Source organism: Bradyrhizobium betae, from assembly GCF_008932115.1.
Lineage (GTDB): Bacteria > Pseudomonadota > Alphaproteobacteria > Rhizobiales > Xanthobacteraceae > Bradyrhizobium > Bradyrhizobium betae.
Map to the genome: position 1 here is coordinate 3191046 of NZ_CP044543.1, position 17720 is coordinate 3208765.

15 protein-coding genes and 1 pseudogene are annotated in these 17720 nt (G+C 66.0%); 12 read left to right on the forward strand and 4 right to left on the reverse strand.

Translation table 11 applies throughout. The features are described from left to right. Window positions 1–25: 25 nt before the first annotated feature. On the reverse strand, window positions 26–1927 hold the full coding sequence (gene dnaK / locus F8237_RS15235; protein ID WP_151645821.1) for a molecular chaperone DnaK: 1902 nt from the start codon (window positions 1925–1927) through the stop codon (window positions 26–28). Between the two features lie 397 nt (window positions 1928–2324). On the opposite strand from dnaK, the gene F8237_RS15240 reads away from it, so the two are divergent. After that, complete coding sequence (locus tag F8237_RS15240) at window positions 2325–3266, forward strand: hypothetical protein (RefSeq protein WP_162006060.1); 942 nt, start codon at window positions 2325–2327, stop codon at window positions 3264–3266. Between the two features lie 169 nt (window positions 3267–3435). Further along, window positions 3436–4158: a bifunctional nicotinamidase/pyrazinamidase gene (pncA, locus tag F8237_RS15245; protein WP_151645825.1), complete on the forward strand. Its 723-nt coding sequence runs from the start codon at window positions 3436–3438 to the stop codon at window positions 4156–4158. A gap of 60 nt (window positions 4159–4218) precedes the next feature. On the opposite strand, the gene grpE is transcribed toward pncA, so the two are convergent. Together grpE and hrcA are read right to left on the reverse strand one after the other, a co-directional pair. Continuing rightward, the gene (gene grpE, locus F8237_RS15250; RefSeq protein ID WP_151645827.1) at window positions 4219–4833 is read right to left on the reverse strand and encodes a nucleotide exchange factor GrpE; all 615 of its coding nucleotides are present in this window, start codon (window positions 4831–4833) and stop codon (window positions 4219–4221) included. Window positions 4834–4934: 101 nt separating this feature from the next. Then, window positions 4935–6017 (reverse strand): annotated as a pseudogene (gene hrcA, locus F8237_RS15255) (heat-inducible transcriptional repressor HrcA); the annotation flags it as partial. Between the two features lie 174 nt (window positions 6018–6191). Here hrcA and rph point away from each other — a divergent pair. The 3 genes from rph to hemW are packed head-to-tail and all read left to right on the forward strand — an operon-like array spanning window position 6192 to window position 8753. Beyond that, window positions 6192–6905 (forward strand): ribonuclease PH, encoded by a 714-nt coding sequence (gene rph / locus F8237_RS15260; protein WP_151645829.1) that lies wholly within the window; start codon window positions 6192–6194, stop codon window positions 6903–6905. Window positions 6906–6916: 11 nt separating this feature from the next. Next, window positions 6917–7552: an RdgB/HAM1 family non-canonical purine NTP pyrophosphatase gene (rdgB, locus tag F8237_RS15265; RefSeq protein WP_151645831.1), complete on the forward strand. Its 636-nt coding sequence runs from the start codon at window positions 6917–6919 to the stop codon at window positions 7550–7552. A 16-nt stretch (window positions 7553–7568) separates the two neighbouring features. Next, the gene (gene hemW / locus F8237_RS15270; protein WP_151650558.1) at window positions 7569–8753 is read left to right on the forward strand and encodes a radical SAM family heme chaperone HemW; all 1185 of its coding nucleotides are present in this window, start codon (window positions 7569–7571) and stop codon (window positions 8751–8753) included. Window positions 8754–8872: 119 nt separating this feature from the next. On the opposite strand, the gene F8237_RS15275 is transcribed toward hemW, so the two are convergent. Then, on the reverse strand, window positions 8873–10126 hold the full coding sequence (locus tag F8237_RS15275) for a penicillin-binding protein activator (protein WP_201280196.1): 1254 nt from the start codon (window positions 10124–10126) through the stop codon (window positions 8873–8875). Between the two features lie 338 nt (window positions 10127–10464). On the opposite strand from F8237_RS15275, the gene rsmI reads away from it, so the two are divergent. The 7 genes from rsmI (at window position 10465) to F8237_RS15310 (ending at window position 17672) form a co-directional block, all read left to right on the forward strand. Then, the gene (gene rsmI / locus F8237_RS15280) at window positions 10465–11415 is read left to right on the forward strand and encodes a 16S rRNA (cytidine(1402)-2'-O)-methyltransferase (RefSeq protein WP_151645833.1); all 951 of its coding nucleotides are present in this window, start codon (window positions 10465–10467) and stop codon (window positions 11413–11415) included. Next, window positions 11402–11833: a YraN family protein gene (locus tag F8237_RS15285; protein ID WP_151645835.1), complete on the forward strand. Its 432-nt coding sequence runs from the start codon at window positions 11402–11404 to the stop codon at window positions 11831–11833. The genes rsmI and F8237_RS15285 overlap by 14 nt, the downstream gene beginning before the upstream one ends. A gap of 10 nt (window positions 11834–11843) precedes the next feature. Next, a complete protein-coding gene (gene gshB / locus F8237_RS15290; protein ID WP_151645837.1) occupies window positions 11844–12788 on the forward strand; it encodes a glutathione synthase in 945 nt (314 codons plus the stop codon). A 458-nt stretch (window positions 12789–13246) separates the two neighbouring features. Beyond that, window positions 13247–14065 (forward strand): Flp pilus assembly protein CpaB, encoded by an 819-nt coding sequence (cpaB, locus tag F8237_RS15295; protein WP_151645839.1) that lies wholly within the window; start codon window positions 13247–13249, stop codon window positions 14063–14065. A gap of 13 nt (window positions 14066–14078) precedes the next feature. Further along, on the forward strand, window positions 14079–15596 hold the full coding sequence (locus F8237_RS15300) for a type II and III secretion system protein family protein (protein WP_151645842.1): 1518 nt from the start codon (window positions 14079–14081) through the stop codon (window positions 15594–15596). Between the two features lie 52 nt (window positions 15597–15648). Continuing rightward, on the forward strand, window positions 15649–16383 hold the full coding sequence (locus tag F8237_RS15305; RefSeq protein WP_151645844.1) for a CpaD family pilus assembly protein: 735 nt from the start codon (window positions 15649–15651) through the stop codon (window positions 16381–16383). Further along, complete coding sequence (locus F8237_RS15310; protein WP_151645846.1) at window positions 16380–17672, forward strand: CpaE/TadZ family protein; 1293 nt, start codon at window positions 16380–16382, stop codon at window positions 17670–17672. Before F8237_RS15305 ends, F8237_RS15310 begins: the two co-directional genes overlap by 4 nt. Window positions 17673–17720: the final 48 nt, after the last annotated feature.

Consider the following 17720-nt stretch of genomic DNA (forward strand, 5'->3'; position numbering starts at 1 on the left):
GTCCGCATCATCACCCTCTTGGGGATCAGGCGGACTTCTTGTTGTTCTTGTCGTCGTCGACTTCGGTGAATTCCGCATCGACGACGTCGTCCTTGGCCGCATCCTTCTTGGCGTCGGCCTCGGCCTGCTGCGTGTACATGGCCTCGCCGAGCTTCATCGAAGCCTGGGCCAGCGTCTGGGTCTTGGCCTTGATCGCCTCGGCATCGTCGCCCTTCAGCGCTTCCTTGAGGTCGCTGACGGCATCCTCGATGGCACGGCGTTCGGTCTCGGCGACCTTCGAACCGTGCTCGGCCAGCGCCTTCTCGGTGGAGTGCACCAGCGCGTCCGCATGGTTCTTGGCATCGACCGCCTCGCGGCGCTGCTTGTCGGCCGCGGCGTTGGCCTCGGCGTCCTTGACCATCTTGTCGATGTCGGCTTCCGACAGACCGCCGGAGGCCTGGATGCGGATCTGCTGCTCCTTGGCCGTGGCCTTGTCCTTGGCCGAGACGTTGACGATGCCGTTGGCGTCGATATCGAAGGTCACCTCGATCTGCGGCATGCCGCGCGGGGCCGGCGGAATGCCCATCAGGTCGAACTGGCCGAGGATCTTGTTGTCGGCCGCCATTTCACGCTCGCCCTGGAAGACGCGGATGGTGACCGCGTTCTGGTTGTCCTCTGCGGTCGAGAACACCTGGCTCTTCTTGGTCGGGATCGTGGTGTTGCGGTCGATGATGCGGGTGAACACGCCGCCCAGCGTCTCGATGCCCAGCGACAGCGGGGTCACGTCGAGCAGCAGCACGTCCTTGACGTCGCCCTGGAGCACGCCGGCCTGGATCGCGGCGCCGATCGCCACGACTTCGTCCGGGTTGACGCCCTTGTGCGGCTCCTTGCCGAACAGCTGCTTCACGACTTCCTGGACCTTCGGCATGCGCGACATGCCGCCGACCAGAACCACTTCGCCGATCTCGGCTGCGGTCAGGCCCGCGTCCTTCAGCGCCTTGCGGCAGGGCTCGACGGTCCTCTGGACGAGCTCGTCGACCAGCGCCTCGAACTTGGCGCGGGTGAGCTTCATCGTCAGATGCTTCGGACCGGTCTGGTCCGCGGTGATGAAGGGCAGGTTGATCTCGGTCTGCGTCGTCGACGACAGCTCGATCTTGGCCTTTTCAGCGGCTTCCTTCAGGCGCTGCAACGCGAGCTTGTCGTTGCGCAGGTTGATGCCCTGCTCCTTCTGGAACTCGTCGGCGAGATAGCCGACCAGGCGCATGTCGAAATCTTCGCCGCCGAGGAAGGTGTCGCCGTTGGTCGACTTCACCTCGAACACACCGTCGCCGATTTCGAGAATCGAGATATCGAACGTGCCGCCGCCGAGGTCGTACACCGCGATCGTGCCGGTCTTGGTCTTGTCCAGACCATAGGCCAGCGCCGCCGCGGTCGGCTCGTTGATGATGCGCAGCACTTCAAGGCCCGCGATCTTGCCGGCGTCCTTGGTCGCCTGACGCTGGGCGTCGTTGAAATAGGCGGGAACGGTGATGACGGCCTGATCGACCTTCTGGCCGAGATGGGCTTCCGCGGTCTCCTTCATCTTCTGCAGGATGAAGGCGGAGACCTGCGAGGGCGAGTAGGTCTGGCCGTCGGCCTCGACCCAGGCGTCGCCGTTGGAAGCCTTCACGATCTTGTACGGAACGAGCTTCTTGTCCTTCTCGACCATCGGGTCGTCGTAGCGGCGGCCGATGAGGCGCTTCACTGCGAAGAAGGTGCGCTCGGGATTGGTGACGGCCTGGCGTTTGGCAGGCTGGCCGACGAGGCGCTCACCGTCGTCCGTGACGGCGACGATCGAAGGCGTCGTGCGCATGCCTTCGGAATTCTCGATGACTTTGGCGTTCTTGCCATCCATTACGGCGACGCACGAATTCGTGGTGCCGAGGTCGATCCCAATGACCTTTCCCATGGTCCTGATATCCTTCTTTTTGCGGCAGGTTGGCTGGGCCCAGAAGGCACCCGAACCGCAACCCCCTAAGATCAAACATTCGCGATATTGCGATGGTTGACGCTCATATAGGAGGGGGGAGGGGCCCGCAAGGACCGAACGCAAGTTTCGGCCGTGAAAACATTGGGTTTTGGAAGATCATATCCGGGCTCGACCGCACTTGCGGGTGAGGAATTATTAACAGGTCCGCGCGATCCGCCGGCCCGCGCCACATTGATCCGCCCCACCCTGTTACGGCCAGACCAAACCCGTTAAAAGGCGGACCGGCCGGACAGCCGCCACCGAGGCTGCCTCGCGCGACAAAGCGGCCCGGTCGCCGACCATCGAACGGCCTCAATGTGAACCAATCAGAGTGCCCATGAAGCTGATCCGCCCCCTCGCCGCGCTCGCCCTCCTCGCCGCCACGGCACTTCCGGCCTTTGCCGCCGACGCCGTTTTCCCGCCCGGCTTGCGCCTCGGCATGGTGCCGCTGGTCGGCCTCAACACGGCAAAGACCTTTCCGGGCTTCGAGAGCGAGGACGGCAACGTCAAGGTCCTGATCACCGAGCTGCCGCCGGCCGCCTATGGCGAGGTCGTCAGCGCCTTCAATTCCAATCCGAACGGCGCCAATGGCGTCAAGCAGGACAAGGTCGAGACCCCCGCCGGCCTTGCCTATTTCACCACCGAAACCGGCAAGGCCGGCGATACCCCGGTGAAGCGCTATTCGATGATCGTGCCGGGTGCCGGCTTCTCCGGCTATGTCGCGGTGCAGATCCCCGAGAATGCGACCAAGATCTACACCGACGAGGCGGTGCGGCAGATGTTTGCGAGCGCCACCACGCGCAAGCAGGTCTCGGCCGAAGAGCAGATCGGGCTGATGCCGTTCAAAATCACCGATCTCGCCGAATTCAAGGACATCCGCACGCTGGCGCCGGGCTCCAGCATCATCCTGGCCGACGGCGACGAGGCCACCGGCTACGAGTCGAAGCCGTTCATGATCCTCGGCCTGATCGGCGCCACCCCGCAAGCCGCCGACGACCGCGCCCGCTTCGCCCAGGAGGCCGCGCTGCAGATCCCCGGCGTGCGCGAATCGCGCGTCACCATGTCCGAGCCGATCCGCATCAACGGCCAGCAGGGTTTCGAGACCCGGATCGACGGCATCAGCGGCAAGGACAAGACCCCGGTGACCGTGGTGCAGTGGATCCGCTTCTCCAGCGGCGGCGCCTCGCTGCGCATCATCGCCAGCGCCCCGCGCGACCAGTGGGCGGCCGCCTTCACCCGCTTCCGCACCGTGCGCGACGGGATCCAGCCGAAGGGGTAGCGCATCCACGAGCGAGATGCGCTCCCTCCCCCGCAAGCGGGCGAGGTGCACCGAGCCCGCGGCGCAAGCTCGATTGCTCACCAAGTCCGGCTGCATTTTCGGGCTTCTGTTCGTATACGAACGGAACTAGGCTGCCCTCCCGTTGGATCATCCTGGAGGGAGGCGAGCAATGCTCGATCGGCGACAAATCCTCACGGCACTCGGGACGACGGCCCTGGTAGCCCTCGCACCAACCGCACTGTTTGCAGCCGGCTCGATCAAGCCGGACGATGCCTCCGCGCTGCTCGTGATCGACGTGCAGAACTGCTTCCTGCCGGGCGGCAGCCTCGCGGTGAAGGAAGGCGAGCAGGTCGTGCCCGTGATCAACAAGATGGCCAAGGCTTTTGCGAACGTAGTGATGACGCAGGACTGGCACACGCCCGGCCACGTCTCGTTTGCGTCAGTCCACTCCGGCAAGAAGCCGTTCGAGACCGTCGATCTTCCCTACGGCAAGCAGGTGCTGTGGCCCGACCATTGCGTGCAGGGCACCGACGGCGCGGCGCTGTCGAAGGACCTTGCGATCCCGCATGCCGAGCTCATTATCCGCAAGGGTTTTCACAAGGACGTCGACAGCTACTCGGCCTTCCTCGAAGCCGACGGCAAGACTTCGACGGGACTTGCCGGTTATCTGAAGGGCCGCAAGATCAAGCGGGTCTTCGTCGCGGGCCTGGCGACAGATTTCTGCGTCGCCTGGACCGCGCTCGACGCGCGCAAGGCGGGTTTCGAGGTCTATGTGGTGGAGGATGCCTGCCGCGGCATCGACAATCAGGGCTCTCTCGCCAAAGCCTGGGCCGATATGGCCAAGGCCGGCGTGAAGCGGATTCAGTCTGCGGATATCGCGGCGAGCGCGTAAGCGGCAAAAGGAGTCATTCCGGGGCGGCTCGCAGAGTCGAACCCGGAACGACATCAAAGATCAGTTCGGCGCGCCGTTCGACTCGTTGCTGTTGGCCGCAGGCGCCTTCGCGCCGCCCTTGGCGACACCGACCAGAGCCGGACGCAGCACGCGCTCGCCGATGGTGTAGCCGGCCTGCATGACTTGCACGACGGTGCCGGCGGGCACCGACGCATCCGGCACCTCGTACATCGCCTGATGGAAGTTCGGATCGAACTTCTGGCCCTGCGGATCGAGCTTCTTCACGCCGTGCTTTTCGAGCGCGCTGATCAGCGAGCGCTCGGTGAGCTCGACGCCCTCGATCAGCGCGGTCAGGCCGGGATCGGCCGCCGCCCGCGCTTCGGCCGGAACGGCATCGAGCGCGCGCTGGAGATTGTCGGCGATGTCGAGCACGTCGCGGGCAAAGCCGGTGATGCCGTAGAGCTTGGAGTCGGCAACCTCCTTGGCGGTGCGCTTGCGCAGATTTTCCATCTCGGCCAGCGTCCGCAGCATGCGGTCGCGCGCCTCGGCGGCTTCCTTCTGCAACAGCTCGACCGAACCAGGCTCGGGATCGTCGGGCATGATGTAGGGCTTCGACACCACGGGCTCGCCGGTCGCAGCAGTCGTGTCTTCGGGTTGCCGGTCTCGATCGGTCATCGGGTCTCTTTTCGAATTCGTCGCAGGTAGTTTTCTCGCCCGGATATCGTGCTTCGGGCGGTGAAAATCAAGCGCCCGTGATCGCGGGACCGCCGGTCAGCCCCCAGAAGGCGGCTGACGATGCGGGCGGCGTAGTCCACGGTCGGGATCACACGGGCATAATTCAGCCGTGTCGGCCCGATCACGCCCAGAACGCCGACGATGTGGCCGGCGGCATCCCGATAGGGCGAGATGATCGTGGAGGAGCCTGACAAGGAAAACAGCTTGTTCTCCGAGCCGATGAAGATTCTGACGCCCTCGGCGGTCTCGGCGCGTCCAAGCAGATCCACCACACCGCGCTTGGTCTCGAGGTCATCAAACAGCAGCCGGACCCGCTCGAGGTCCTCCAGCGCGTGCAGATCCTCCAGCAGATTGGCGTGGCCACGCACGATCAACTGACGGTCCTCATTCTCGCCGCCGGACCAACTGGCGATGCCGGCCGCGATCACCTTCTGGGTGAGCTGGTCGAGCTCGGCACGGGCTTCGCCGAGTGCAGTTTCGAGCTCGAGCCGGGCCTCGGCCAACGTCCGGCCGCGAATCCGCGCATTGAGGAAATTGCCGGCCTCCGTCAGCGCCGAAGAGGGAACTCCGGGCGGCAGCGTCAAGACGCGGTTTTCGACCTGGCCGTCCTCGCCGACCAGGATCACCAGCGCCTTTTCGGGTTCCAGCCGGACGAATTCGATGTGCTTCAGCCGCGAATTGGATTTCGGCGTCAGCACCACGGCGGCGGCGCGGGTGAGGCCGGACAGCCGCGTCAGCGCCTCCGACAGCGCCGCCTCGACCGACTGGACGTGGCCCACCGACGTCAACTGGCTCTGGATCGACTGCCGCTCGGCCTCGTTGAGGTCGCCGACCTGCATCAAGGCGTCGACGAAGAAGCGCAGGCCGAGTTCCGTCGGCAGACGGCCGGCGGAGGTGTGCGGCGCATAGATCAGGCCGAGCTGCTCCAGATCGGCCATGACGTTGCGCACCGAGGCCGGCGACAGCGGCATGGCGATCAGGCGCGAGATATTGCGTGAGCCCACCGGCTCGCCGGTCGCCAGATAGCTTTCGACAATTTGACGAAAGATGTCGCGGGAACGCTCGTTGAGCTGGGCGAGGCCCGCGCGCGGCGCGATCAGATGGATCGGATCATGATGGGCCACAAACGGTAACTCCTCTCAGACGCTTGTAATTTGTCTATCCGCACCGCCCATGACAAGCGTGGTCTTGCGGTTGGTTCAAGGTTGCCTGGGGACCGAAAAGGCCTTGCCGCTCACCCTCACCCCACTTACAAGCACCGCGAACAGCCCTTTTCCGAGAGTTTTGGAGGATTTCTCATGCGGCCAAGCCGCCGTGCGCCCGACGAATTGCGCCCCGTGACGCTGGAGCGCGGCGTGGTCAAATATGCGGAAGGCTCCTGCCTGGTGAAATTCGGCGACACCCATGTGCTGGTCACCGCCACGCTGGAGGACCGCCTGCCGCCATGGCTGAAGGGTCAGGGCCGCGGCTGGGTCACCGCCGAATACGGCATGCTGCCCCGCGCGACCTCCGAACGCACCCGCCGCGAAGCTGCCGCGGGCAAGCAGAGCGGCCGTACCGTCGAAATTCAGCGCCTGATCGGCCGCTCGCTTCGTGCCATCGTCGATCTCGAAGCGCTCGGCGAGCGCCAGATCACGGTCGATTGCGACGTGCTCCAGGCCGACGGCGGCACCCGCACCGCCTCGATCACCGGCGCCTGGGTGGCGCTGGCCGATTGCATCAGCTGGATGAAGGCGCGCAACATGATCAAGACCAACGTGATGCGCGACAACGTCGCCGCGATCTCCTGCGGCATCTACAACGGCACCCCCGTGCTCGATCTCGATTATGCCGAGGATTCGGCGGCCGAAACCGACGCCAATTTCGTCATGACCGGCGACGGCCGCATCATCGAGGTGCAGGGCACCGCGGAACGCGAGCCGTTCACGCAGGACGAGTTCCTGGCGTTGATCGCGCTGGCGCAGAAGGGCATCGCGCGTCTCGTGGACTTGCAGAAACTGGCCGTGGCGTAGTCAATCAGCCGATGCACCGCCGAATCACCGGAAAGCTCGTCATTGCGACCCACAATCCCGGCAAGCTCGCCGAGATGAAGGAGCTGCTCGCGCCTTACGGCATCGAGGCGGTGTCGGCCGGTGAGCTCGGCCTGCCCGAGCCTGAAGAGACCGGCAACGATTTCCGCAGCAACGCCGCGATCAAGGCGATCGCGGCGGCGCAGGCAACCAAGCTTCCCGCATTCGCCGACGATTCCGGCATCGTCGTCGACGCGCTCGACGGCGCGCCCGGCATCTACAGCGCGCGCTGGGCCGGCCCGAGCAAGGATTTTTCCGCGGCGATGGCGCAGATCGAACGCCTGCTGCAGGAGCGCGGCGCGATCACGCCGGACAAGCGCACCGCGCATTTCGTCTCCGCGCTCTGCGTCGCCTGGCCCGACGATCATCTCGAAGAGGTCGAGGCGCGCGCCGACGGCACGCTGGTGTGGCCGCCGCGCGGCACAGCCGGATTCGGCTACGATCCGATGTTCCTGCCGAGCGGTCATGACCGCACCTTCGGCGAGATGACCAGCATCGAGAAGCACGGCCTGCCGCCGCTCGGCCTCGGCCTGTCGCACCGCGCCCGCGCCTTCGTGAAACTGGCGGAGATCTGCCTTGAGCCGCGATAGAGCGCTTTCGAGCGAAGTGGGTACCGGTTCGCGCCAGGAAAGCGCGTCAAAACAAGACTCCGAAGCCTTCGGCGTTTACGTCCACTGGCCGTTCTGCCTGTCGAAGTGCCCCTATTGCGACTTCAACAGCCATGTCCGTCACGCCGCGATCGACGAAGCCCGCTTCGCTTCGGCTTTTGCGCGTGAGATCGAAACCACCGCGCAGCGCGCCCCCGGCCGCAAGGTCACCTCGATCTTCCTCGGCGGCGGCACGCCGTCGCTGATGCAGCCGGCAACCGTCGGCGCCGTGCTCGATGCCATCGGCAAGCACTGGCGCGTCGCCAGCGATGTCGAGGTGACGCTGGAGGCAAATCCGACCAGCGTCGAGGCCACCCGCTTCGCCGGCTATCGCGCCGCCGGCGTCAACCGCGTCTCGCTTGGCGTGCAGGCGCTCGACGATGCCTCGCTGAAAGCGCTGGGCCGCATGCACAGCGCGCGCGAGGCCCTCGATGCGGTCGCGATCGCGCGCCGTTCGTTCGACCGTTATTCGTTCGACCTGATCTACGCCCGCCCCGACCAGACGCCGGCGATGTGGGCCGATGAACTCAAGCTCGCGATCGACGAAGCAGCCGAGCATCTGTCGCTCTATCAACTGACGATCGAAGAGGGCACGCCGTTCTTCGGCCTGCACCAGGCCGGCAAGCTGAAGACACCGGACGAAGCGGTCGCGCGCGCGCTCTACGACGTCACGCAGGAAACCTGCGACAAGCTTGGCCTGCCCGCCTACGAGATCTCGAACCACGCGCGGCGCGGCGCCGAATGCCGGCACAATCTGGTGTACTGGCGCGGTGAGGAATATGCCGGCATCGGTCCCGGCGCCCACGGCCGCCTCGACATCGACGGCATCCGCCACGCCACCGCCACCGAGAAGCGTCCCGAAGCCTGGCTGATGCGGGTCGAGACCAACGGCCACGGCAACATCACCGACGATCTCCTCAACAGCGAAGAGCGTGCCGACGAATTCCTGCTGATGGGACTGCGTCTGGCCGAAGGCATCGACCCCGAGCGCTACAAAGCGCTCTCCGGCCGCCCGCTCGATCCCAAACGCATCGCGCTGCTGCGCGAAGAGGGCGCGATCGTCGTTGATGCGACAGGGCGGTTGCGCGTGACCAGCAGCGGCTTTCCGGTGCTGGATGCGGTGGTCGCGGATCTTGCGGCGTAGCAAGACGCCGTAGGGTGGGCAAAGCGAAGCGTGCCCACCATTCTCACGGCGTTTACGGATAGACGGTGGGCACGGCGCAAAGTGCGCCTTTGCCCACCCTACCGCACCGTCGTCGCGAACTACGCCCCAAAACTCTTCGGCGAGCCCGCGACCGCCACACCACCGCCGGTCGTCACCTTCATCACCGCGAGCCCGCGTTCATTGGTGCCATCGGCGCGGAAACGAAACAGGCCGTCGATGCCGGCGAAGCCGGAAGGGTTGGTCAGCACGTCCGGCGAGAAGCGCGTCGGGCCTTGCGTGCGCGCGAGCGCGGCGACGAGAGCAACCGCGTCATAGGCGAGCGTCGCGGTGCGGATCGGATCGGCGCCGTATTTGGTGCGATAGCGGCCGGAGAACGCGCGGAAGCCGGCCGGATCCGGCGCGGCATAGAGACCTCCTTGCAGGCTCGCATTGGCGTAGACGCGCGGGCTGTCCCACAGGCCGGTGCCGAGCAGCTGGATGTTGCGCAAATTCGCGCCCGCTGCGGTCATCGCGTCGGCCACCGAGACGACGGCATCGCCGTCATCGGCAATGAACAGCGCATCCGCGCCGCCGAGCTGCTGCGCCACGGTGCGCGCCGGCGTGGCGCGATCGGCGCCGTATTTCTCGAACGCGACGATGCGCCCGCCACGGCGCGGCACCGCCGCCTTCACCGCGGCCTCGACGACATTGCCGTAGGCATTGTCAGGCACGAGCACGGCGACCGAGCGCTTTCCGATGCTGGCGGAATATTCGACGATGCGGTTGACATCAGACTCCGGCAGGAACGAGAGCAGATAGACGCCGCGGCCGGCGATGCTGGAGTCGGTCGAGAACGCGATCACGGAAATGCTCCGCGTGCGCGCGACCTGCGCGACCGCGGGCACCGACTGCGCGAACAGCGGCCCCAGGATGATCTCGGCGCCTTCGTCGACCGCCTGCTGTGCGCCTTGTTGCGCACCTTGCGGGCTGCCGTTGTCGTCCTTGATCAGGAGCTGGATGTTGGGATTCTGGAACTCGGCCAGCGCCATCTCGGCGGCGTTGCGCATGGATTGCGCGGCAAGGCCCGCGTTACCGGCAGCCGAGAGCGGCAGGATCACGGCGACCTTGACGCCACCGGTGCCGGCGGTCGTTGCCTGCTGCGGCGGGCCGGCCGGCTGGGCCGGCGGCGGGGAAGAGCTGCTGAACGGATTGGAGAACTGGCTGAGACTCTGCTGCACGCCGGCGCAGGCCGACAGCAGGGGCGTGCCGAGCAACAGGCCGACCGCGCTCCGCCGGGTCGCTCCCGAGAATCGGGGCCCCTGAACGGGAGACTCCTCCGAAAAGGAAGATCTGGGATCACGCGGGCCCGGCATGGCAGCTTCTCTTCTGACCGGCCCTCGCCAGCCGGTCACTACATTCTTTCCACGACACAAGCCGCGGATTCAGGCATATTGTCGGCAAATAGTTAACTAAAACAAAAGGATAATACCCGCTTAACGCGGCCACCCTTCAGGTCCTGGCTAGCTGTCCACCGTCCGTCACCCAGCATCAAGGCGGCGTTTCCGCCGCGAATATGGCGCTGATGCTTCATTCCCTCTGCAATGTGATGCCGGATGGATCACATTCCAGTCTTCCCACCCCTTCCCTCGGCATGATCTTTTTCGCGGGACCGGTTCCCAGCCCCTGATATCATGCCTAAGTTCGTTTGATTATGCGCGCAAAGCCGGCCCCGATAAATACACCTGAAGCCACGGACGCCGCCCCGCGCGGTTTCTCGATCGACGCCCATCGGCTGACCGCGCCGAAGGCGGCGCCGGGCCTGCATCTGGTCGCGACCCCCATCGGCAATCTCGGCGACATCACGCTGCGCGCGCTCCAGACGCTCGCCGGCGTCGACGTCATCGCCTGCGAGGACACCCGCATCACGCGGCGCCTGACCGAGCGCTACGACATCTCGGCGCAGCTCAAGCAATATCACGAGCACAATGCGGAAGCTGCCCGCCCGAAGATCCTGGAGGCGCTGGCGCGGGGCGGCTCGGTCGCGCTGGTCTCCGACGCCGGCACGCCGCTGATCTCCGATCCCGGCTTCAAGCTGGTGCGCGAGGTCTGCGCAGCCGGCCATGCGGTCTATGCGCTGCCTGGCCCGTCCTCGGTGCTGGCGGCGCTGTCGGTCGCGGCATTGCCGACCGATCGTTTCTTCTTCGAGGGTTTTTTGCCGGCGAAATCGGCCGCACGCCGGTCGCGCCTTGCCGAGCTTGCCCGCATCGATGCCACGCTGGTCATGTTCGACTCCGGCAACCGCGTGCAGGATACGCTGGCCGAGCTCGCCGAGATCATGGGCACCCGCGAAGCTGCGATCTGCCGCGAGCTGACCAAGCTGCACGAGCAGATTTCGCGCGCGACACTGACTGAGCTTGCGCGCGACGCCGATACGCTGGAGACACGCGGCGAATTCGTGCTGGTGATCGCTCCGCCAGCGGCCGATGCCGATCGGCTGACATCGGATGCGCTGGACGATCTGCTGCGCGCGCAGCTCGCCACCCATAGCGTCAAGGACGCCGTCGCGCATGCGGTCGCGCTGTCGGGACGGCCGCGCCGCGAGGTCTATGCCCGCGCGCTCGGGCTCGCAAAGGATTTGCGGGGCGACGATGGCCAAGACTGACGGGGCCAAGACTGACGGGACCAAGGCCGAGCGCGCCAAGGCGCCGAAAGTCGCCTCGCCCGAACGCGTCGCCGCGTTCCGCACCGGCATCTCCGCGGAAAGCCGCGCTGCGGCCTATTTGATGGCCAAGGGCTATCGCATCCTCGCCAGGCGCTACCGCACACCGCATGGCGAGATCGACATCGTGGCGCGCCGCCGCAATCTGATCGCCTTCGTCGAGGTCAAGGCCCGTGCGACACTGGATGACGCCGCCTTCGCCGTGACACCGCGCCAGCAGCAGCGCATCATCGACGCCGCGCAAGGCTGGCTCGTCGCGCATCCCGAGCAGGCCGAATTGGAGTTGCGATTCGACGCCATGCTGATTGCGCCGCGGTCACTTCCGCGCCATGTGTTGGCGGCATTCGACGCCTCGAGCTGAAAGGCAGACCATGAAACTGAACGTCGCCGTCCAGATGGACCCCATCGCCCGCATCAACATCAAGGGCGATTCGACCTTTGCGCTGCTGCTGGAGGCGCAGAAGCGCGGCCATGGCCTGTCCTATTACACGCCCGACAAGCTCTCGCTGGTCGGCGAGGAAATCGTCGCTCCCGTCCAGCTCCTGACGGTGCGCGACGAGCCCGGCAATCACTTCACGCTGGGCGAGCCCAGGCGCGAGGCACTGAACGGCTTTGACGTGGTGCTGCTGCGCCAGGATCCGCCGTTCGACCTTGCCTACATCACCTCGACCCATCTGCTCGAACGCATCCATCCGAAGACGCTGGTCGTCAACGATCCCGCCTCGGTGCGCAACGCGCCGGAAAAGCTGTTCGTGATGAACTTCCCGCAGCTGATGCCGCCGACGCTGATCTCGCGCGACCTCGACGAGATCAACGCGTTTCGCGACAGGCACGGCGCCGTGGTGATGAAGCCGCTGCACGGCCATGGCGGCGCGGCGGTGTTCCGCGTGATGCCACAGGACATGAATTTCGGCTCGCTGTTCGACATGTTCTCGGTGACGTTCAGGGAGCCCTGGGTGATCCAGCAGTTCATTCCCGAGGTGAAGCACGGCGACAAGCGCATCATCCTGGTCAACGGCGAGTTCGCCGGCGCGGTGAACCGCGTGCCCGCCGCCGACGACCTCCGCTCCAACATGGTGCGCGGCGGCGCCGCGCAGGAGACCGAGCTCACCCCGCGCGAACGCGAGATCTGCGCCACCGTCGGCCCGGCGCTGCGCGAGCGCGGCCTGCTGTTCGTCGGCATCGACGTCATCAACGGCAACCTCACCGAGATCAACGTGACCTCGCCGACGGGCATCCGCGCCATTGCACGGCTTGGCGGGCCCGATGTCGCGGCGAAGGTCTGGGACGTGATCGAGCAGAAGCGGAAGAGGTAAAGCGCACGTAACTTCGTAGCCCGGACACTCAATCTATCACCGTCACCCTGAGGCGGCCGCTTCTTCAGCGGCCCTCGAAGGGCGACGGCCCGGCTGCATCGCGGCCGCACATCCTTCGAGGCTCCGCGTGCGATGCGTTGCATCGCAAGCTTCGCACCTCAGGATGACGGATCGCTCCTTGTACGCTGCGGTGGCACTGTAACTACGATTCCCTCACCACTAACCACCCATTCACCATGACGCCCCGCGCCTCATTCGAACGCAGCAGCCGTCACGCGTGAAACTACGGGGCCATTGGCCGACCGGATAACGCCCCGTTCACCATTCGCCCAGAACGCGCATCGTGACCGGCCGTCACGCGCGGCCTCGCAACACCCCTTATACTTTTACTCCCTACTCATCGATGCAGGGGAACCCGCCACGTGCGGTTCGAGTGCCCCGCGTAAGAGTAGAAGCGTATGAACACCGCACGCATTGTCGTTCTCGTCATCGCGCTGGCCGCCGGCGGCGTCGCTGCGTATCTGGCGAGCGGCTACGACAACAAGCCCGCGCCCGCGCTTCCCGTCGCCGAGAAGTTGCCGACGGTCGAAGTCCTGATCGCGAAGAACGACATCCAGCTCGGCCAGGCCGTCAAGCCCGAGGACCTGCAATGGCAGTCCTGGCCGGCGGCAACGGCCAGCAGCGCCTTCATCCGCCGCGACAGCCGGCCCGAAGCACAGACCCAGATCGCCGGCTCGATCGCGCGCGTCCCCCTGATGCAGGGTGAGCCGATCCGCGAGCAGAAGCTGGTGAAAGCCGAAGGCTCCGGCTTCATGGCCGCGATCCTGCCGACCGGCATGCGCGCCGTTTCCACCGAAATTTCAGCCGAGACCGGCGCCGGCGGCTTCATCCTGCCGAACGACCGCGTCGACATCGTCCTGACGCGGCGCCTGAAGAATCCCGAGGGCGCCAACGGCCCGACCGGCGGCAACGACCTCATCCTGTCCGAGGTCGTCCTGACCAACATCCGCGTGCTCGCGATCGACCAGGCGCCGAAGGAAAAGGACGGCCAGAACGCCGTCATCGGCAAGACCGTCACGCTCGAGCTCAAGCTCGACCAGGTCGCCACGCTCTCGGTCGCGCGCCAGGCCGGCACACTGACACTCGCGCTGCGCAGCATCGTCGATGCCAACGCAATCGACCTCTCGGCTGAAGACCTGGCGCTCAAGCGTCAGGGCGGCGGCGTGAACGTGATTCGTTACGGGGTACAGGCGCGGCAATTGACGTCACAGAAGTGATGATGGGGACACCATGAACTACGGGGACAATCGGACGGGCCTGCGCCTTCGGGGGAAGCGCACGCACTCGTTCTGGGCAGGGGCAATGCTGATGCTGGGGCTGGCCGCAGCTCCCGACTTCGTCAGCGCCGCGGATGCGCCGGTCGGTGACCAGGCGCCGTTGCAGGCACCGGATCTCGGCGTGTCGCCGGTTTCGACCATCGCGCCGACGCGCTCGCGCTCGCTGTCGCTCGGCGTCGGCAAGTCGGTCGTCATCGACCTGCCGCGCGAGGTCAAGGACGTGCTGGTGGCCGATCCCAAGATCGCCAACGCGGTGATCCGTTCGTCGCAGCGCGCCTATATCATCGGCGGCCAGGTCGGCCAGACCAACGTGGTGTTCTTCTCCTCCGACGGCCAGCAGGTCGCCTCCTACGACATCGCCGTGAAGCGTGACCTCAACGGCATGCGCACCGCGCTGCGCCAGTCGCTGCCGGGCGTGCAGATCGAAGGCGTCGGCGACAGCGTCATGCTGACCGGCTCGGTGTCGAGCCCGGTTGAAGCACAGCAGGCCGGCGACGTCGCCGCCAAGCTCGTCGGCGGCAGCGACAAGGTCGTCAACAACATCGTCGTGCGCGGCCGCGACCAGGTGATGCTCAAGGTCGTCGTCGGTGAAGTCAGGCGCGACATCGTCAAGCAGCTGGGCGTCGATCTCAGCGCCAGCCTGAATGCCGGCACCGCGGTGGTGAATTTCAACAATTCCAACCCGTTCTCGGTCAGCGGCGGGCCGATCGTCGGCAGCAACGGGCTCGGCGTGGCCGGGCTCGCCAAGGGCGTCGCCACCGTCAGCGCCACGATGCGCGCGATGGAAAGCGCCGGCGTCATGCGCACGCTCGCCGAACCGAGCCTGACGGCGATCTCGGGCGAATCCGCCACCTTCATCGCCGGCGGCGAATTCCCGATTCCCGCAGGCTATTCCTGCGATCCGGTCACTCACGTCTGTACCACCCAGGTCACCTACAAGAAGTTCGGCATCTCCCTGAACTTCACCCCGGTCGTGCTCAGCGAAGGCCGCATCAGCCTGCGCGTCATGACCGAGGTCTCGGAGCTGTCGAACACGAACGCGATCACGCTGACGCAGGCGGTGTCCTCGACCTCGAGCAACTCGATCACCATTCCCTCGGTACAGACCCGCCGCGCCGAGACCACGCTGGAAATTCCCTCCGGCGGCTCGATGGCGATGGCCGGCCTGATCCAGCAGCACACCAAGCAGGCGATCAACGGCCTGCCCGGCGTCGACCAGGTGCCGATCATCGGCGCGCTGTTCCGCAGCCAGGACTTCGTCAACAACGAGACCGAGCTGATGGTCATCGTGACACCCTATGTGGTGCGCGCGGTTGCCCAGAAGGAATTGTCGCGGCCCGACGACGGCTTCGCGCCGGCCTCGGACGCACAGACGGCGCTGCTCGGCCGCATGAACCGCCTCTATGGCATCGCGCGCCGTGTCGATCCAATCGAAGGCGACCGCGGCGATTTCGGTTTCATCATCGACTGAGGCGGACGGTTTGGGGACCGGGGCAAGAAACGGGGCAAGAGGGGACCAGGCGATGACGACAACATCAGCCGATCGACGCCGCAATCTGCGGATCGCGCTCGCACTGACGGGGCTCTCCGTCATGCTGGGCGCCTGCAACACCACCGGCGAGATCGTCACCCAGACGGTGCCGACCGATTACCGCCAGCGCCACCCGATCGCGGTTCAGGAGGGCAAGAAGTCGATCGTGATCTTCGTCGGCAAGGCGCGAGGCGGCCTCTCCGCCGCGCAGCGCTCCGACGTCGCGGGCATCGCCCGGGACTGGGTGCGCGAGGGCACCGGCTCCGTCGTCGTCGACGTGCCGGTCGACACCGCGAATTCACGCGCCGCGGCGGCGACCTATCACGACATCAGGTCCGTGCTCGCATCCGGCGGCGTGCCGTCGCGCGCCATCGTCCAGCATCCCTATCGCCCTGAAGATCCCGGCCTGCTGCCGACCATCCGCCTGAGCTTTTCGAAGATCGCCGCGGTCGCCGGTCCCTGCGGGCTGTGGCCGGAAGACATGGGTCCGAACATCCTCGACCGCGGCTACAACGAGAACCGGCCCTACTTCAATCTCGGCTGCGCCACCCAGCGCAACCTCGCCGCCATGATCGACAACCCGGCCGACCTCGAGCAGCCGCGAGCCGAGACGCCCGCCTATACCGCACGGCGCGACATCGCCTTCGAGCGCTACCGCAAGGGCTCGACCACCACGACCACCTATCCCGAGGCCGACAAGGCCAAACTCAGCGACACCGGCAAATGACAGGCATTCTCGACGACGAAGACGCGGGCGATCCGCGCCACCCCGAGGAACACATTGCGCCGGTTCCTCGCATTTCCGTGCAGGCGTTTTGCGAGACCGAGCAGACGCTCGCCGCGGTGACCGCGGCCGGGCAGGATCGCCGTCTCGCCAAGGCGCATCTCACCGCCAAGGGCGGCGGCCTTGCCGCTGCCATCGAAGTCTATGACACGATGCCGACGCCGAACGTCATCGTGATCGAATCCGACGGCACGCGCGACATTCTCGAGGGCCTCGACGATCTCGCCGGCGTCTGCGATCCCGGCACTCGCGTGGTCGTGATCGGCAATCCCAACGACACCGCGCCCTATCGCGAGCTGGTGCGCCGCGGCGTCAACGATTACGTGGTCGGGCCGGTCGAAACCCTCGACGTCGTCCGCTCGATCTGCAGCTTGTTCTCGGCCTCCGAGGCCATCATCACCGGCCGCGTGATCGCGGTGGTCGGCGCCAAGGGCGGCGTCGGCGCTTCCACCGTCGCGCACAATTTGGCCTGGACCATCGCGCGCGACCTCGCGCTCGATTCCGTCGTGATCGATCTCGACCTCGCCTTCGGCACTGCCGGCCTCGACTACAATCAGGACCCCGTGCAGGGCATCGCCAATGCGGTGCTGTCGCAGGACCGCCCCGATACGGCGCTGATGGAGCGCCTGCTCTCCAAATGCACCGAGCGCCTCAGCCTTCTCGCGGCGCCCGCGACGCTCGACCGCGTCTACGATTTCGGCGCCGAAGCCTTCGATGCGATCTTCGACACGCTGCGCATGACCACGCCCTGCATCGTGCTCGACGTTCCCCACCAATGGTCGGGCTGGACGCGCCGCGCGCTGGTCAACGCCGACGATATCGTCATCGTGGCCGAGCCCGATCTCGCGAACTTGCGCAACACCAAGAACATGCTGAACGTGCTGAAGGCGGCGCGGCCGAACGACCGGCCGCCGCTGTATTGCATCAACCAGGTCGGCATGCACAAGCGCGCGGAGATCGACGTCAAGTCGTTCGCCAAGACCATGGAAAGCCAGCCGATCGCGGTGATCCCGTTCGATTCGAAGCTGTTCTCGACCGCAGCCAACAACGGCCAGATGATCGCGGAGGTCTCCAAGAGCCACCGCACCACGCTTCTGTTTCAGAACATGGCGAACCGTCTCGCCGGTCGCGGCGAGGTCAAGAAGCCGAAGAGCTCGTTGTTCGGACCGCTGCTGAAGAAGCTGAAGGGCAGGACGGGCCGCAGCTCGGCCCCGCATCGCAAGGCGTCTTGAGGAAAAGCGTTTTCGAGCGAAGTGGATCCCGGTTCGCGTCAGGAAAAC

Coding starts and splice junctions, on each gene's coding strand:
- dnaK (WP_151645821.1), bottom strand. CDS start 1,927: ATGGGAAAGGTCATTGGGATCGACCTCGGCACCACGAATTCGTGCGTC.
- F8237_RS15240 (WP_162006060.1), top strand. CDS start 2,325: ATGAAGCTGATCCGCCCCCTCGCCGCGCTCGCCCTCCTCGCCGCCACG.
- pncA (WP_151645825.1), top strand. CDS start 3,436: ATGCTCGATCGGCGACAAATCCTCACGGCACTCGGGACGACGGCCCTG.
- grpE (WP_151645827.1), bottom strand. CDS start 4,833: ATGACCGATCGAGACCGGCAACCCGAAGACACGACTGCTGCGACCGGC.
- rph (WP_151645829.1), top strand. CDS start 6,192: ATGCGGCCAAGCCGCCGTGCGCCCGACGAATTGCGCCCCGTGACGCTG.
- rdgB (WP_151645831.1), top strand. CDS start 6,917: ATGCACCGCCGAATCACCGGAAAGCTCGTCATTGCGACCCACAATCCC.
- F8237_RS15275 (WP_201280196.1), bottom strand. CDS start 10,126: ATGCCGGGCCCGCGTGATCCCAGATCTTCCTTTTCGGAGGAGTCTCCC.
- rsmI (WP_151645833.1), top strand. CDS start 10,465: ATGCGCGCAAAGCCGGCCCCGATAAATACACCTGAAGCCACGGACGCC.
- F8237_RS15285 (WP_151645835.1), top strand. CDS start 11,402: ATGGCCAAGACTGACGGGGCCAAGACTGACGGGACCAAGGCCGAGCGC.
- gshB (WP_151645837.1), top strand. CDS start 11,844: ATGAAACTGAACGTCGCCGTCCAGATGGACCCCATCGCCCGCATCAAC.
- cpaB (WP_151645839.1), top strand. CDS start 13,247: ATGAACACCGCACGCATTGTCGTTCTCGTCATCGCGCTGGCCGCCGGC.
- F8237_RS15300 (WP_151645842.1), top strand. CDS start 14,079: ATGAACTACGGGGACAATCGGACGGGCCTGCGCCTTCGGGGGAAGCGC.
- F8237_RS15305 (WP_151645844.1), top strand. CDS start 15,649: ATGACGACAACATCAGCCGATCGACGCCGCAATCTGCGGATCGCGCTC.
- F8237_RS15310 (WP_151645846.1), top strand. CDS start 16,380: ATGACAGGCATTCTCGACGACGAAGACGCGGGCGATCCGCGCCACCCC.